This window comes from Enterobacter oligotrophicus (assembly GCF_009176645.1).
Classification (GTDB): domain Bacteria; phylum Pseudomonadota; class Gammaproteobacteria; order Enterobacterales; family Enterobacteriaceae; genus Enterobacter; species Enterobacter oligotrophicus.
The window spans coordinates 768,708-783,417 of the sequence record NZ_AP019007.1 but is presented as its reverse complement, the minus strand read 5'-3'; the positions used below and the strand labels follow the sequence as shown (position 1 = coordinate 783,417).

At 54.0% G+C, this 14,710-nt stretch carries 16 protein-coding genes and 1 other annotated feature; of the genes, 5 read left to right on the top strand and 11 right to left on the bottom strand.

All coding sequences use genetic code 11. The features are described 5' to 3' along the window. Nucleotides 1-3: 3 nt before the first annotated feature. Complete coding sequence (locus EoCCA6_RS03785; protein WP_152081536.1) at nt 4-1,008, bottom strand: NAD-dependent epimerase; 1,005 nt, start codon at nt 1,006-1,008, stop codon at nt 4-6. Between the two features lie 193 nt (nt 1,009-1,201). Between EoCCA6_RS03785 and wzzB the strand changes: the two genes are divergently transcribed. After that, nucleotides 1,202-2,182: an LPS O-antigen chain length determinant protein WzzB gene (wzzB, locus tag EoCCA6_RS03780; protein ID WP_152081535.1), complete on the top strand. Its 981-nt coding sequence runs from the start codon at nt 1,202-1,204 to the stop codon at nt 2,180-2,182. 39 nt (nt 2,183-2,221) lie between these two features. Here the strand turns inward: wzzB and hisIE are convergent, their stop codons facing one another. From hisIE to hisL, 9 genes are all read right to left on the bottom strand, one after another. Then, complete coding sequence (gene hisIE / locus EoCCA6_RS03775; protein ID WP_152081534.1) at nt 2,222-2,833, bottom strand: bifunctional phosphoribosyl-AMP cyclohydrolase/phosphoribosyl-ATP diphosphatase HisIE; 612 nt, start codon at nt 2,831-2,833, stop codon at nt 2,222-2,224. Then, the gene (gene hisF, locus EoCCA6_RS03770) at nt 2,827-3,603 is read right to left on the bottom strand and encodes an imidazole glycerol phosphate synthase subunit HisF (RefSeq protein ID WP_152081533.1); all 777 of its coding nucleotides are present in this window, start codon (nt 3,601-3,603) and stop codon (nt 2,827-2,829) included. Before hisF ends, hisIE begins: the two co-directional genes overlap by 7 nt. Continuing rightward, nucleotides 3,585-4,322 carry a 1-(5-phosphoribosyl)-5-[(5-phosphoribosylamino)methylideneamino]imidazole-4-carboxamide isomerase gene (gene hisA / locus EoCCA6_RS03765; RefSeq protein WP_152081532.1) on the bottom strand — a complete coding sequence of 246 codons (738 nt, stop codon included), beginning with the start codon at nt 4,320-4,322 and terminating at the stop codon, nt 3,585-3,587. Before hisA ends, hisF begins: the two co-directional genes overlap by 19 nt. After that, the gene (gene hisH, locus EoCCA6_RS03760; protein WP_152081531.1) at nt 4,322-4,912 is read right to left on the bottom strand and encodes an imidazole glycerol phosphate synthase subunit HisH; all 591 of its coding nucleotides are present in this window, start codon (nt 4,910-4,912) and stop codon (nt 4,322-4,324) included. Before hisH ends, hisA begins: the two co-directional genes overlap by 1 nt. After that, on the bottom strand, nt 4,912-5,979 hold the full coding sequence (hisB, locus tag EoCCA6_RS03755; protein WP_152081530.1) for a bifunctional histidinol-phosphatase/imidazoleglycerol-phosphate dehydratase HisB: 1,068 nt from the start codon (nt 5,977-5,979) through the stop codon (nt 4,912-4,914). The genes hisH and hisB overlap by 1 nt, the downstream gene beginning before the upstream one ends. Continuing rightward, nucleotides 5,976-7,037, bottom strand: coding sequence for a histidinol-phosphate transaminase (gene hisC / locus EoCCA6_RS03750; protein ID WP_152081529.1), 1,062 nt, complete (start codon nt 7,035-7,037; stop codon nt 5,976-5,978). The genes hisB and hisC overlap by 4 nt, the downstream gene beginning before the upstream one ends. Further along, nucleotides 7,034-8,338, bottom strand: coding sequence for a histidinol dehydrogenase (gene hisD, locus EoCCA6_RS03745; protein WP_152081528.1), 1,305 nt, complete (start codon nt 8,336-8,338; stop codon nt 7,034-7,036). Before hisD ends, hisC begins: the two co-directional genes overlap by 4 nt. A gap of 97 nt (nt 8,339-8,435) precedes the next feature. Next, on the bottom strand, nt 8,436-9,335 hold the full coding sequence (gene hisG, locus EoCCA6_RS03740; protein ID WP_152081527.1) for an ATP phosphoribosyltransferase: 900 nt from the start codon (nt 9,333-9,335) through the stop codon (nt 8,436-8,438). A gap of 45 nt (nt 9,336-9,380) precedes the next feature. Continuing rightward, nucleotides 9,381-9,504 (bottom strand) — a sequence feature (His leader region). Continuing rightward, nucleotides 9,480-9,527 carry a his operon leader peptide gene (gene hisL / locus EoCCA6_RS03735; RefSeq protein WP_001375657.1) on the bottom strand — a complete coding sequence of 16 codons (48 nt, stop codon included), beginning with the start codon at nt 9,525-9,527 and terminating at the stop codon, nt 9,480-9,482. Its footprint overlaps the feature before it by 25 nt. A 175-nt stretch (nt 9,528-9,702) precedes the next feature. On the opposite strand from hisL, the gene EoCCA6_RS03730 reads away from it, so the two are divergent. From EoCCA6_RS03730 to EoCCA6_RS03715, 4 genes are all read left to right on the top strand, one after another. After that, nucleotides 9,703-10,527, top strand: a complete 825-nt coding sequence (locus EoCCA6_RS03730; protein ID WP_152081526.1) for an SDR family oxidoreductase — start codon at nt 9,703-9,705, stop codon at nt 10,525-10,527. A gap of 41 nt (nt 10,528-10,568) precedes the next feature. Next, nucleotides 10,569-11,498, top strand: coding sequence for a LysR substrate-binding domain-containing protein (locus EoCCA6_RS03725; RefSeq protein ID WP_152081525.1), 930 nt, complete (start codon nt 10,569-10,571; stop codon nt 11,496-11,498). A gap of 219 nt (nt 11,499-11,717) precedes the next feature. Further along, a complete protein-coding gene (gene yoeI, locus EoCCA6_RS03720; RefSeq protein ID WP_099458931.1) occupies nt 11,718-11,780 on the top strand; it encodes a membrane protein YoeI in 63 nt (20 codons plus the stop codon). After that, on the top strand, nt 11,770-13,128 hold the full coding sequence (locus EoCCA6_RS03715; protein WP_167515527.1) for an APC family permease: 1,359 nt from the start codon (nt 11,770-11,772) through the stop codon (nt 13,126-13,128). The genes yoeI and EoCCA6_RS03715 overlap by 11 nt, the downstream gene beginning before the upstream one ends. 123 nt (nt 13,129-13,251) lie before the next feature. On the opposite strand, the gene sbcB is transcribed toward EoCCA6_RS03715, so the two are convergent. After that, nucleotides 13,252-14,688, bottom strand: a complete 1,437-nt coding sequence (sbcB, locus tag EoCCA6_RS03710) for an exodeoxyribonuclease I (protein ID WP_373308807.1) — start codon at nt 14,686-14,688, stop codon at nt 13,252-13,254. Nucleotides 14,689-14,710: the final 22 nt, after the last annotated feature.

Below are 14,710 nucleotides of genomic sequence, written 5' to 3'. Positions count from 1 at the left end.
GTATTACACCTTATAGAAGTTACGATACCAGTCCACAAAGTTCTTCACCCCGTCTTTTACGGAGGTTTGTGGTTTAAAGCCAATAACGTCATACAGCGCTTTAGTGTCGGCGCTTGTTTCCAGCACATCGCCTGGCTGGATCGGCATCATGTTTTTCTCTGCCTCTTTGCCCAGGGCATCTTCCAGCGCGGTAATGTAATCCATCAGTTCAACGGGTGAGCTGTTGCCAATGTTATAAACGCGATACGGCGCGGAACTGGTAGCGGGTGAGCCCGTCTCGACAGTCCAGTTCGTATCGGCCTGCGGAATCACATCCTGAAGGCGGATAATCGCTTCAGCGATATCATCGATATAGGTAAAGTCGCGTTTCATCTTCCCGTAGTTGTAGACGTCGATACTCTTACCTTCAATCATCGCTTTGGTGAATTTAAAGAGCGCCATATCCGGGCGGCCCCACGGTCCATAAACCGTAAAGAAGCGCAGGCCCGTCGTCGGTAGGTTATAGAGATGCGAATAAGTATGCGACATCAGCTCGTTTGCTTTTTTGGTGGCCGCATAGAGTGATACCGGGTGATCGACTGAGTCATCCGTTGAGAACGGCATCTTGCGGTTAAGACCATAAACGGAGCTGGAAGAGGCGTACAGAAGGTGTTGAACCTTATTATGACGGCAGCCTTCAAGGACGTTGAGATGCCCCGTCAGGTTAGCATCCGCATACGCATGCGGGTTCTCAAGGGAGTAACGCACCCCGGCCTGGGCCGCCAGATGGATAACGCGATCGAATTTTTCATCAGCAAACAGTTTCGCCATACCTTCCCGATCGGCCAAATCCAGTTTCTGGAAAGTGAAATTGTCAGATGACAGAAGATCAAGGCGTGCTTGTTTCAGGTTGACGTCATAATAGTCATTCAGATTATCAATCCCGACAACCTGGTGGCCCGCTTCCAGAAGACGTTGGCTGACGTGGAAGCCGATAAAGCCTGCAGCGCCGGTGACCAGAAATTTCATACCTTTCCTCATCATATATCTACTCTGTAGGTGCGAAAACGCACCGGAATGGGGCTAATGATAGCGCGATGTACCAGGGTTACCAAACCTATCTTTTCGATATAACTAACAGGATTCCTATAGAAAATTTCACAACAGGCGATACACTAGTAAGCAAATATAATTATGCGATTTTTTGTCTTTTAAGGATTGTATGACGCAGAGCAACAATAACGTGGTCGACCGAAGCAATGACCCAGAGCAGATTGATTTAATTGATTTAGTGATGCAACTTTGGCGCAGCAAATGGACTATCGTTACGTTTGTTGTCATTGCTATCGTGTTGGCAGGAGCGTATTTGCTCATTGCAAAAGAGAAATGGACGTCAACGGCAATCATCTCCCAGCCTGATGCTGCACAAGTTGCCACCTACAATAACGCCCTCAACATTCTGTATGGCAATGCTGCGCCTTCCATGACGGAGGTTCAGACCCGCGTTATTGGTCGTTTCAACTCTGCATTTTCAGCCCTTTCTCAGGCGCTGGATAATCAGGAAGTTCCTGAAAAACTGTCTATTGAACCTTCCGTTAAAGGGCAACCTTTGCCTTTAAGCATCACATACACCAGTGATAGTGCAGAAGCTGCGCAGAAGCAACTGGCACAGTATATTCAGCAGGTGGATGAGCAGACGGCGAAAGAGTTGGGCGTTGACCTGAAGGACAACATCAAACAACAGATTACGATACTGAATGACTCTCTTGAGAACCAGGAGAAAGTTGCCCAGGAGCAAAAGGATCTGCGTATTAAGCAGATTTCCGAGGCCTTAAAGTTCGCTGATGCGGCGAAAGTTTCTACCCCTCAGGTACAGCAAACACAGGATGTCACCCAGGAAACCATGTTCCTTCTGGGAAGCGAAGCGCTGAAATCGATGATTGAAAACGAATCGAGTCGCCCGCTGGTTCTCTCCCCGGCGTATTATCAGACTAAACAGAATTTGCTGGATATTGAAAAACTTAAAGTGGACCCTGCCACTATCCATGTGTACCGTTACGTGATGAAACCGGATCTGCCAATCCGCCGGGACAGCCCGAAAAAAGCCATTGTCTTGATCCTTGCCGTAATGCTCGGCGGGATTATCGGTTCCGGCGTCGTGTTAGGACGCAACGCACTGCGGAACTACAAGCCAAGAAGCTGATTCGCAGACAAAAAAAGACCGGGTTTCCCCGGTCTTTTTTTATTTGTGCCGTTTGCGAAGATTCTCTATCACCGCGGTTAAATCCAGCGACTGATCCTGCAGTAGCACCAGCAGGTGATACATCAGATCCGACGCTTCGTTAGTCAGCTCTTCCCGGTCATGCACCGTCGCGGCCAGCGCCGTTTCAACACCTTCTTCACCCACTTTTTGCGCAATACGCTTAGTCCCGCTGGCATACAGCTTCGCAGTATATGAGCTCGTTGGGTCAGCCGTTTTACGCTCCGCCAGCAATTGTTCCAGTTGATACAGGAACAACCACTGGTGACTCGCCTCACCGAAGCAACTGCTGGTTCCTTTGTGGCAGGTTGGGCCAATCGGATTGACCAGTACCAGCAGGGTGTCATTATCGCAGTCCGGCGTAATGCTAACCACATTCAGGAAGTGGCCGGAGGTTTCCCCTTTGGTCCACAGGCGCTGTTTCGTGCGCGAGAAAAAGGTTACCTTACCGCTGTCGAGCGTTTTTGCCAGCGCGTCCTGGTTCATATATCCCAGCATCAGCACTTCGCCTGAAACCGCATGCTGTACAACCACCGGCAGTAATCCGTCGGTTTTTTCCCAGTCCAGCTGTGCCTGTTGTTGCTCTGTTAACATACCCTGATCTCCACGCCCTGGCCTGCCAGGTACGTTTTTAACTCACCAATATTGATAATCTGTTTGTGGAACACGGAGGCGGCCAGCGCCCCGTCGACGTTCGCATCACGGAACGCTTCGAGGAAGTGTTCCATGGTTCCCGCACCGCCGGAGGCAATCAGCGGGACGTGGCAAACCGCCCGGACTTTTTTCAGTTGCTCAAGGTCGTAGCCGTTACGCACGCCGTCCTGGTTCATCATGTTCAGTACGATTTCACCGGCACCGCGTTTTTGAACTTCCTGCACCCAGTCCAGTGTCTCCCACTGGGTGACGCGGGTGCGGCTTTCATCGCCAGTGTACTGATTGACGTGGTATTTGCCCGTCGCGGCGTCGAACCAGGTATCAATACCCACCACAACACACTGCACGCCAAAGCGATCCGCCAGGCGGGTAATAAGCTCAGGATCGGCCAGAGCAGGGGAGTTAATGGAAATTTTGTCGGCACCAAAAGAGAGTATTTTGGCTGCATCGTCGGCGGATTTAATCCCGCCCGCCACGCAAAACGGAATATCGATCACTTCCGCCACGCGTGCCACCCAGCTTTTGTCCACCACGCGACCATCGCTGGAGGCGGTGATGTCGTAAAATACCAGTTCGTCTGCACCTTCATCGGCATAGCGTTTTGCCAGCGGAACAATGTCACCAATGATCTCATGGTTGCGGAACTGCACGCCTTTCACTACCTGACCATCGCGCACGTCCAGGCAGGGGATTATACGTTTTGCCAGCATTGAATCGCCTCCGTTACCGTAAATTTGCCTTCCAGCAGAGCGCGACCAACAATCACGCCACGCACACCCGTTCCGCGCAGTGCTGCGATGTCGGCTAAATCGCCGATGCCGCCAGACGACTGAAACGCCACCTGCGGATAACGCGCGCAAACTTCTTCATATAAAGAGACGTTCGAACCCGCCAGCGTCCCGTCACGGGAGATATCCGTGCACAGCACGTGCTTCAGGCCAACGGGCTGATACATATCCACCAGTGCTTCCAGCGTCACGCCGGAGTTCTCCTGCCAGCCACTGATCGCCACCTGCTTATTTCCTTGCTCGTCAATGCGTACATCCAGCGCCAGCACCAGCGCATCCGCACCAAAGCGGCGGAACCAGCCTTTCACCTTTTCAGGATCGTTAACGGCGGTAGAGCCAACCACCACACGCGCCACACCAGCGTCCAGCAGCGAGGCAACATCCTCTTCCGTACGCACGCCACCGCCGACCTGCACGGGAATATCCACGCCAGCGACCAGTTTTTTAAGCAGAGGGATCTGGCGTTTCGCCGGATCTTTCGCACCGGTCAGATCGACCAGGTGCAACACCTCCGCGCCCTGGGCGGCATAATCCTGCAGACGCGGCAGCGGATCGTTACCGTAGTCGCGCTGCTGGCCGTAATCGCCCTGATGGAGGCGGACAACCGTGCCGTCAATTAAATCTAAAGCGGGAATAATCATCACATCTCCAGGAAGTTTTTCAGCAACTGTGCGCCTGCGGCACCAGAGCGTTCCGGGTGAAACTGCACGCCGTAAAAATTATCTTTCTGCACCGCCGCGGTGAAAGCCTCGCCATAATTGCACTGGGCGATGGTGTACGGATTTACCGGCATGGCGTAACTGTGGACGAAGTAAAAATACGCGCCGTCTTCGATACCGCGAAACAGCCGGTCGCCCGCTTTCGGGTAGACACGGTTCCAGCCCATATGCGGCAGAGGGAGGCCGTGGTCAGCCATCTTTGGCACGTCTTCTTCAATTATCCCGAGCAGGTCGACGCCGTTCGACTCTTCGCTACGCCGCCCTAACAGCTGCATCCCTAAGCAAATGCCCAGCACTGGCTGAGTACAGGCTTTGATAAGCTCAATCAGCTCACGCTCGTGGATCTGATCCATCGCCGCCTGCGCTGTCCCCACGCCCGGCAAAAAAAGTTTATCCGCGCGCAATACCACATCGGGATCGCGGCTTACCACCGGCTCATAGCCGTGGCGAATGATTGCCGATTTCACGGAGTTCAGGTTGGCGCATCCGGTGTCCAGAATCACCACGTTCATTACAGCACTCCTTTCGACGAGGGAAGGGCGTCACCTTCAACGCGGATCGCCTGACGCAGGGTACGGCCAAAGGCTTTGAACAGGCTCTCCACGCGGTGGTGATCGTTCTTGCCTTTGGTTTTGAGGTGCAGCGTCAGCCCCATGGTGTAGGAGAGCGAACGGAAAAAGTGTTCCACCATTTCGGTGCTGAGATCGCCCACGCGCTGGTAGGTGAAGTCGGCTTTATATTCCAGGTGCGGACGCCCGGAGATATCCATCGCGCAGCGTGCCAGGCACTCGTCCATCGGCAGGACAAAGCCAAAACGGTTGATGCCGCGTTTGTCACCCAGCGCCAGCTTCAGCGCTTCGCCCAGCGCCAGACCGGTGTCTTCAACGGTGTGGTGATCGTCAATATACAGGTCGCCTTTAACGGTAATTTCCATGCGGAAGCCGCCGTGCGTGGCAATCTGGTCCAGCATGTGGTCGAAGAAGCCGACGCCAGTGTGGATCTTGCTGCCGCCTTCGCGGTCCAGCCAGACCTTCACGTCAATCTGCGTCTCTTTGGTGATGCGCTCAACGTGCGAGTAGCGGTCACGTTTGGTTAGCTGCTCGCCAATCATCGCCCAGCTCAGGTTGTCGCGGTTGTAGCGCAGGCCCGAAATCCCCATGTTTTCGGCAAGCGTAATATCGGTAACACGATCGCCAATGACATAGCTGTTGGCTTTATCCAGCACCTCTTCTGCCAGGTAGCGCTCAACCAGTTTCACCTTCGGCTTACGGCAGTCGCACTCATCGGCGGGAAGATGAGGGCAAATCAGCACTTCATCAAACGCCACGCCCTGCGAGGTGAGGATCTGCATCATCAGGTTATGCGGACCATCAAAGTCGGCCTGCGGGAAACTGTCCGTCCCCAGGCCGTCCTGGTTGGTGATCATCACCAGCTTAAAACCGGCCTTCTGCAGCTTAAGCAACACCGGGATCACGTCGGGTTCAAAGGCCAGTTTGTCGAAACGATCGACCTGAAAATCGGTTGGTGGCTCCGAAATAATGGTGCCGTCACGATCGATAAAGAGGGTCTTCTGACTCATACTTTCTCCGCTTTCAGGGCGTCAATGACGCGCTGGCTCTCTGCACGGGTGCCTACGGTAATCCGCAAACAGCCGCTTAAGGATGGTTGTTTATTTTGGTCTCGTAAGATAATGCCCTGATCCCACAAAGATTTAAATATGGCGCTGGACGCGGTGAAGCGTACCAGTATGTAGTTGGTTTCAGAGTCAAACACCTGTTCAACGCAAGGGATCTCTTTCAGGGCGCTGACCAGGTACTGGCGTTCCACCAGAATCTGCGCCACGCGCTCGCGCATCGCGTTGATACCCTGCGGAGCCAGTGCCTGGGCGGCAATATCGGCGACTGGCGTCGAGAGCGGGTAGGGGGCGATCACTTTCAGCAGCAGGTTGATAACTTCTTTATTGGCCAGCGTAAACCCACAGCGCAGGCCCGCGAGGGCGAAGGCTTTGGACAACGTGCGCAGCACCACCAGATGCGGATACTCCTCAAGCCAGCCTGCCAGCGTCGCTTGCGGGCAGAACTCAATATAGGCCTCATCAGCAACCACCAGCGCTTTGCCGCGGGTCATTTCCAGCAGTGTACGGATATCCTGCGGATTGATAATTTGTCCTGTCGGGTTGTTTGGGCTACAAACAAACACCACTTTCACACCGTCAAGATTATCGGCAATGCCCTGCAGATCGAGCTGCCAGTCGTCCAGCGCCTGCACGTTACGACACGCCACGCCGAAGGTTTCGGCGCTAACGCTGTACATCCCGTAAGTGGGCTGGCAGTACATCACCGCATCTTTGCCAGGCTCGCAGAAGGCGCGGATCAGCAGTTCAATGCCTTCATCCGCGCCACGGCTAACTAACACCTGCTCAGGCTTTACACCCGCGTATTGCGCGTAGTTTTCAATAACCGCTTTTGGCTGACACTCCGGGTAGCGGTTCAGCGTTTGCTGCGATAACTCAAAGGCGACCGCCGTCGGGAATTCGTTGGCGTTCAGCCAGACATCACCGTTACCGCCCAGGCGGCGGGCAGACTGATAGGGCGTCAGTCGACGGACATTCTCACGCGCTAATTCTTCAATGTTCATGCTTGCTCCTTCAGGGCTGCCACGCGCAGCGTCACGGCGTTTTTGTGGGCGGTCAGGCGCTCGGCAGCGGCCAGGGTTTCAATGGTGGAAGCCAGTGATGCAAACCCTTCACGAGAAAGCTCCTGCACGGTCATACGCTTCTGGAAATCCGCCAGCCCGAGGCTTGAGCAGGTTGAGGTGTAGCCATACGTCGGCAGGACGTGGTTGGTGCCGGAGGCGTAATCACCCGCCGATTCCGGTGACCAGTCACCGAGGAAAACCGAGCCTGCGCTGGTGATGCTGTCGACCAGATCGCGCGCGCTGCGGGTCTGAATGATCAGGTGCTCCGGGCCGTACTGGTTGGAGATGGCAATGCACTGGTCGAGATCGCGGGCCACAATCAGGCGGCTGGAAGAGAGAGCCTGACGTGCCGTTTCAGCACGCGGCAGATCGGCCAACTGACGCTCAACGGCTTCACCTACGCGTTTCGCCATGTCCGCATCCGGCGTCAGCAAAATGACCTGTGAGTCCGGGCCATGTTCCGCCTGAGATAACAAGTCAGATGCCACGAAGTCCGGTGTGGCACCGCTGTCGGCAATTACCAGCACTTCAGACGGTCCGGCAGGCATATCGATGGCCGCACCATCCAGACGCTGGCTGACCTGACGCTTGGCCTCGGTTACATACGCATTGCCTGGCCCGAAAATTTTGTCTACTTTCGGAATGGATTCGGTGCCAAACGCCAGGGCAGAGATGGCCTGCGCACCGCCCACTTTGTATACCGCCTGTACGCCACAGAGCTTAGCGGCATACAGAATTTCATCGGCAATCGGCGGTGGGGAGCAAAGCACCACTTTCTGGCACCCGGCGATACGCGCTGGTGTCGCCAGCATTAATACGGTGGAAAACAGCGGAGCTGAGCCGCCGGGGATATAAAGCCCCACGGACGCGACCGGACGGGTTACCTGCTGGCAGCGAACGCCTGGCAAGGTTTCCACATCAACGGTCTGCAATTTCTGCGCGGTGTGGAAGGTATCGATATTTTTCACCGCCACGGCCATCGCCTGTTTGATGTCATCTCCCAGACGATTGCTGGCATCAATGATTTCCTGTTCGGTAACCTGTAATGCGCCGACGTCCGTCTTATCAAATTTTGCACTGTATTCACGCAGCGCATCGTCGCCACGGGCTTTGACGTTATTGAGGATCTCAGCCACGGTACGGGTGATGCTTTCAGATGCGGAAATCGCCGGGCGCATCAGTAATTCACTTTGCTGCTCTTCAATACAGCTATTCCAGTCGATGATGGTATTAAAGCTCATAATCGTCTTCCTTTTTTGCCGGATGGCTGGTTGTTTATCCGGCCTGCGGGTCTTGTAGGCCCGGTAAGCGAAGCGCCACCGGACAGCATACGTGGAATTACTCCATCATCTTCTCAATCGGCAGCACCAGAATGGAGCTTGCCCCCAGCGCCTTCAGTTTTTCCATGGTTTCCCAGAACAGGGTTTCGCTGCTCACCATGTGCATCGCCACGCGCTGCTGATCGCCCGCCAGCGGCAGAATGGTTGGACGCTCAGCACCTGGCAGCAGGGCAATCACTTCATCCAGACGTTCGGTTGGCGCATGCATCATGATGTATTTGGATTCACGTGCCTGAATTACCCCCTGAATACGGGTCAGCAGCTTGTCGATGAGTTGCTGTTTTGCATCGGCCATTTCGCCGTCGCGCTGGATCAGGCAGGCTTTGGAGCGATAGATGACTTCCACTTCGCGCAAACCGTTTGCTTCAAGAGTCGCACCGGTAGAGACGAGGTCACAGATGGCATCGGCCAGACCCGCGCGTGGAGCCACTTCAACGGAGCCGTTCAGCAGGCAGGATTTAAACTGTACGCCTTTTTGATCCAGGTAGCGCTTCAACAGGTGCGGGTAAGAGGTGGCAATGCGCTTGCCGTTCAGCGCTGCCGGGCCGTCCCAGGCTTCATCAGCCGGCGTTGCCAGCGACAAGCGGCAACCGCCAAAGTCCAGACGACGCAGGGTAAAATAGCGAGGATCTTCGCCCTGGGCGCGGCGGGTCAGAAGCTCTTCCTCCAGTACGTTTTCGCCGATGATCCCCAGATCCACCACGCCGTCCATCACCAGGCCCGGAATGTCGTCATCACGTACGCGCAGAATGTCGATGGGCATATTTTCAGCAAGGGCAATCAGGCGCTGGGTATGCAGGTTGATTTTAATCCCGCAGCGGGCCAGCAGTTCGCGTGAATCGTCACTTAAACGGCCTGATTTCTGAATAGCTATGCGTAAACGTGAGTTATCTAACATTCTTTATTCCTCGTTAACCTGTTTTAACCTGTCTGAATGCGGTCCAAAAAAAAGCCCCCGGAAGATGATCTTCCGGGGGCTTTCTCATGCGTTCATGCACCACTGGAAGATCCAAACGTCTTCCAGCACACATCGCCTGAAAGACTAGTCAGGATGATGGTGATGATGGTGTTTAAATTGAACGCGTGTCATATAAATTCTCGATGAATGCTTATTCATTTGATGTCTTTTAACCTAAACCACTTGCACCGCAGAAAGCAAGGGCTTTTTTTAATCATTAATTCATTTCATATTGATTCTATGAATTGAGTGTTCGCCAGTGCTGGCGTAGCCTTAATAAAAACGTGTGTAAGCCTGGAGAATTCGCATGAAAAAGGTCGCGATTGTCGGTTTAGGGTGGTTAGGAATGCCGCTGGCGATGTCATTAGCCGCGAAAGGCTGGCAGGTGACCGGGAGTAAAACCACGGCGGACGGGGTGGAAGCCGCGCGGATGTGCGGTATTGACGGTATTCAGTTGCGTCTTGAGCCAGAGCTTGTCTGCGATGCCGACGAGCTGGACGAATTAATGAACGTTGACGCGCTGATCATCACCTTACCGGCGCGGCGCAGCGGGCCGGGTGAGTCGTTCTATCTGCAGGCCGTGCAGGAGATTGTCGATAGCGCGCTGGCGCACCATATTCCGCGCATTATTTTTACCAGCTCAACATCGGTCTATGGTGATGTTGAGGGAACGGTGAAGGAAAATAGTGAACGGCACCCGATCACCGCAAGCGGCCGGGTGCTGAAAGAGCTGGAGGACTGGCTGCATAATCTGCCGGGAACCCAGGTAGATATTTTGCGTCTGGCAGGGCTGGTAGGGCCGGGGCGTCATCCCGGCCGTTTCTTTGCCGGTAAATCGGCTCCGGACGGACAACATGGCGTCAATCTTGTGCATCTTGAAGACGTTATCGGCGCAATTGAGCTGCTATTACAGGCTCCGAAAGGAGGGCACATCTATAATATATGTGCGCCTTCTCATCCGGCGCGTAGTACCTTTTACCCTCTGATGGCGCGCCAGCTTGGGCTGGCTCCGCCGGTATTTGGTGACGCGCAGGGTGAAAGCAAAGGCAAAATCATTGATGGTAATCGTATTTGCCATGAACTGGGATTTGAGTATCAGTATCCCGATCCGCTGGTCATGCCCATGGAATAGTGTCATAGCGGAGGACGATTGCGCACCGTAAGGGGGCGAACATGAAACCGCTGCTGGATGTTCTTGTTATTCTTGATGCGCTGGAAAAAGAGGGGAGCTTTGCTGCGGCGTCGGCGAAGCTCTATAAAACGCCCTCGGCGCTGAGTTATACCGTTCATAAACTGGAAAGCGATCTTAATATCCAAATCCTCGATCGCTCCGGGCATCGCGCACGTTTTACCCGTACCGGGCAGATGTTGCTGGAAAAAGGGCGCGACGTTCTTCACACCGTTCGCGAGCTTGAAAAGCAGGCCGTGAAACTCCATCAGGGCTGGGAAAATGAGCTGGTAATTGGCGTCGATGATACGTTTCCCTTCTCGCTGTTGACCCCGCTTATTGAGGCTTTCTATCAGCGCCATAGCGTGACGCGGCTGATTTTTATTAATGGTGTGCTGGGTGGTTCATGGGATGCCTTAACGCAGGGACGGGCAGATATTATCGTGGGGGCATTGCGGGAGCCGCCCCCATTGAGTGAATTTGGTTTTGCCCGTTTGGGCGTGCTTGAGCAGATCTTTGCTGTCGCCCCACATCATCCTTTAGCAAACGAGCCGGAACCGCTTAATCGCCGGGTTATTAAGGGATTTCGCGCTATCGTCGTGGGTGACAGTTCTCGCCCGGAATGCGCCATCTCCTCGCAACTGCTGGATGAACAGGAAGCTATCACCGTTTTCGATTTCAAAACTAAGCTGGAGCTGCAAATAAGCGGGCTGGGCTGCGGTTATCTTCCCCGTTATTTAGCGCAACGGTTTATTGAAAGCGGAGCGCTGGTTGAGAAACAGGTTATGGCGCAAAGCAGTAATGAATCGGTATGGGTGGGCTGGAATGAACAAACCGCTGGCCTCGCCAGCGCCTGGTGGCGGGATGAGATTTTAGCAAATAGTGCTATCGCTGCCGTTTACACACAGGCTGATATTGGTAAATCAAACGGTTAGTGAAAATAATTTATTGATGAGTTTCTCAATCTATTGCCTTTTGTATCCAAAGTGGGGCAAAATGCCGCCGCTGCAAACAAATGAATAATCGACGATATAAAAGGCGTCGGTTATTTTTTTTTGCATGTACGAAACGAAACTAAAAACCAAGAGGCCGGGCTTCGTACCGGATAGATATTTACTAAAATCCGACAGTTGTTGTCGCTGAGGAATAAAGAAATGGGGCAATTTTTCGCTTACGTGGCGGTTATCACCGTAAAGGAGAATAACTATGTCGCATAACGCAACTCCAAACACCTCTCGCGTGGAATTACGTAAAACGCTTACGTTGATTCCGGTTGTTATGATGGGCCTGGCCTATATGCAACCAATGACGCTGTTCGATACATTCGGTATCGTATCAGGCCTTACTGACGGTCACGTTGCGACGGCATATGCCTTTGCGCTGGTCGCCATTCTCTTTACGGCGCTGAGCTACGGTAAACTGGTTCGCCGTTTCCCGTCTGCAGGCTCTGCCTACACCTATGCTCAGAAATCCATTAGCCCGGCGGTTGGCTTTATGGTGGGCTGGTCATCTCTGCTGGACTACCTGTTCATGCCGATGATCAACATTCTGCTGGCAAAAATTTACTTCGAAGCGCTGGTGCCTTCCGTGCCGTCGTGGATCTTCGTTGTGGCGCTGGTGGCCTTTATGACCATCTCTAACCTGCGCAGCATCAAGACCGTGGCTAACTTCAACACCCTGATTGTTATTCTGCAGATGGGTATCGTTGCGGTTATCGTGGGTCTGATCATTTATGGCGTATCCCACGGTGAAGGCGCTGGCACGCTGACCAGCACCCGTCCGTTCTGGTCTGAGGGTGCACACGTGGTGCCGATGATCACCGGGGCAACCATTCTGTGCTTCTCGTTCCTGGGCTTCGACGGTATCTCTTCTCTGTCTGAAGAGACCAAAGACGCGGAGCGCGTGATCCCGAAAGCGATTTTCCTGACGGCGTTGATTGGCGGCCTGATCTTCATCGGTGCGTCTTATTTCCTGCAGCTGTATTTCCCGGACATCTCCCGCTTCAAAGATCCGGACGCGTCACAGCCTGAAATCATGCTGTACGTGGCAGGTAAAACCTTCCAGTGGGGCGTGCTGATCTTCTCAAGCGTAACCGTTCTGGCCTCTGGTATGGCGGCGCATGCCGGCGTTTCTCGCCTGATGTACGTGATGGGCCGCGACGGTGTGTTCCCGACCCGTTTCTTCGGTTACGTTCATCCGAAATGGCGTACTCCGGCATGGAACGTACTGCTGGTTGGCGCAATTGCACTGCTGGCGATTAAATTCGACCTGGTAACCGCAACCGCGCTGATTAACTTTGGTGCGCTGGTGGCGTTCACCTTCGTTAACCTCTCCGTGATCTCTCAGTTCTGGATCCGTGAGAAGCGCAACAAAACGCTGAAAGACCACTTTAACTACCTGGTTCTGCCGGTGTGTGGTGCGCTTACCGTTGGTGCGCTGTGGATTAACCTGGAAGAAAGCTCTATGGTTCTGGGGCTGATTTGGGGCGCTATCGGTCTGATTTACCTGGCCTGCGTTACCAAAAGTTTCCGCAACCCAGTGCCTCAGTACGAAGACGTTGCGTAATATTATGTCGGGCGGCGGCTACGCCTTACCCGGCCTACAAACCCGCAGGCACGCGTAAAAGCGCAGCGCCACCGGGCAAAAAAAAGCCGGAGACATCGCCTCCGGCTTTTTTGTACCCATCATTCAAACAATCTCTTGCGCGTACTGGAACAGCGCTTTCAGCAGTGCCTGCTTCTCTGCATCCCCTTCATACTGGCTATAAAGCATCTCCAGCTCTTGGGCATAAGCGTGCAGGAATTCCGGCGTAAAGACGTTACGGCGATGCTGCAGCCAACGTTCCTGCTCCACTTCATCCAGCGTGCCGGGATAGTTTCGCGCACGATAATTAAACATCAGTTTCTCGATGCGCTTGTCAGCAAAGGTAATATCCAGCGCCGGTAAATTGCGCGGGTCGGTTTGCAAAACAATCTTCATGGCGGCACGGTCAGCATCGCTAAAGAAGCCGTTATAGAGCTGCGCATCGACATTTTCAGACGGTACAAACGGCTCCGCTTCAGCAAAGATCGCCACGACTTTTTCACGCACCTGAGGGTTGTCACGCAGGATTTTGAGGTTATCCAGGCAATGCTGGCGGTTTATGCCCAGTCTGTCGGCATCCTCCGGACGCAGCGTATTGGCTTGCGCCAGCACCGGGCATTTATTGATATGAACCAGTTTTACCGGTACTGCAGGCAGGTCACCCAGTTCATTTTTCGGCGTATAGAGCCGCTCACGCAGGGTATCGCTGTCAAGTTCCAGCAGCGGTGAGATATCACCGGCCAAATCCACCATGATGACGGCATTCCGGTTGTCAGGATGCCAGGCCAGAGGAGCGACCCAGCTTGTATTTCCCCGCCATGCGCCGAACATGCCGGAAATATGCACCAGCGGTTTCATTTGCGGGACATCAATCAGGGTGATGAGTTTATGTTTGCTGCGGTGGCTCAGCAGATAGTCGAACAGACGCGGTTGCGCGCGTTTCACCAGTTTCGCCATTGCGATGGTGGCGTAGACGTCGGCCATTGCGTCGTGGGCATTACTGTGCTCAATGCCATTAGCGCGTGTCAGGTGTTCCAGCCGGAAACTCGTTAACCCTTCGTCATTTTCCGGCCAGGTGATCCCCTCCGGGCGCAGGGCATAGCACGCGCGCATGATGTCGAGTAAATCCCAGCGCGAATTGCGGTTCTGCCAGCTCCAGGCATAGGGATCGTAGAAGTTGCGGTAGAAGATATTGCGCGTCACTTCATCATCAAAGCGGATGTTGTTGTAGCCCACCACGCAGGTATCAGGCACGGTAAACAGGTCGTGGATACGGCGGGCGAACTCGGCCTCGTTTACGCCTTTGTCACGCGCTTCCTGAGGCGTAATACCCGTGACCAACACCGCGCCTGGCTGTGGCAGGTAGTCATCGGCGGGCTTGCAGTAAAAGACTTCTGGCTCGCCAATAATATTGAAATCATCGTCAGTGCGAATGGCGGCAAACTGCGCAGGGCGATCCAACGCCGGATGGGTGCCAAAGGTTTCGTAATCGTGGAATAAAAAAGTGGGGCGCGCGGCAGAGTCAGACACCAGTAATACCATCCTGTTAAAAAATGACATTGCT

What these genes read in the sequence shown, in the direction of transcription:
- EoCCA6_RS03785 (WP_152081536.1), bottom strand. Translation starts at nt 1,008, where the DNA reads ATGAAATTTCTGGTCACCGGCGCTGCAGGCTTTATCGGCTTCCACGTC.
- wzzB (WP_152081535.1), top strand. Translation starts at nt 1,202, where the DNA reads ATGACGCAGAGCAACAATAACGTGGTCGACCGAAGCAATGACCCAGAG.
- hisIE (WP_152081534.1), bottom strand. Translation starts at nt 2,833, where the DNA reads ATGTTAACAGAGCAACAACAGGCACAGCTGGACTGGGAAAAAACCGAC.
- hisF (WP_152081533.1), bottom strand. Translation starts at nt 3,603, where the DNA reads ATGCTGGCAAAACGTATAATCCCCTGCCTGGACGTGCGCGATGGTCAG.
- hisA (WP_152081532.1), bottom strand. Translation starts at nt 4,322, where the DNA reads ATGATTATTCCCGCTTTAGATTTAATTGACGGCACGGTTGTCCGCCTC.
- hisH (WP_152081531.1), bottom strand. Translation starts at nt 4,912, where the DNA reads ATGAACGTGGTGATTCTGGACACCGGATGCGCCAACCTGAACTCCGTG.
- hisB (WP_152081530.1), bottom strand. Translation starts at nt 5,979, where the DNA reads ATGAGTCAGAAGACCCTCTTTATCGATCGTGACGGCACCATTATTTCG.
- hisC (WP_152081529.1), bottom strand. Translation starts at nt 7,037, where the DNA reads ATGAACATTGAAGAATTAGCGCGTGAGAATGTCCGTCGACTGACGCCC.
- hisD (WP_152081528.1), bottom strand. Translation starts at nt 8,338, where the DNA reads ATGAGCTTTAATACCATCATCGACTGGAATAGCTGTATTGAAGAGCAG.
- hisG (WP_152081527.1), bottom strand. Translation starts at nt 9,335, where the DNA reads ATGTTAGATAACTCACGTTTACGCATAGCTATTCAGAAATCAGGCCGT.
- EoCCA6_RS03730 (WP_152081526.1), top strand. Translation starts at nt 9,703, where the DNA reads ATGAAAAAGGTCGCGATTGTCGGTTTAGGGTGGTTAGGAATGCCGCTG.
- EoCCA6_RS03725 (WP_152081525.1), top strand. Translation starts at nt 10,569, where the DNA reads ATGAAACCGCTGCTGGATGTTCTTGTTATTCTTGATGCGCTGGAAAAA.
- EoCCA6_RS03715 (WP_167515527.1), top strand. Translation starts at nt 11,770, where the DNA reads ATGTCGCATAACGCAACTCCAAACACCTCTCGCGTGGAATTACGTAAA.
- sbcB (WP_373308807.1), bottom strand. Translation starts at nt 14,688, where the DNA reads ATGGTATTACTGGTGTCTGACTCTGCCGCGCGCCCCACTTTTTTATTC.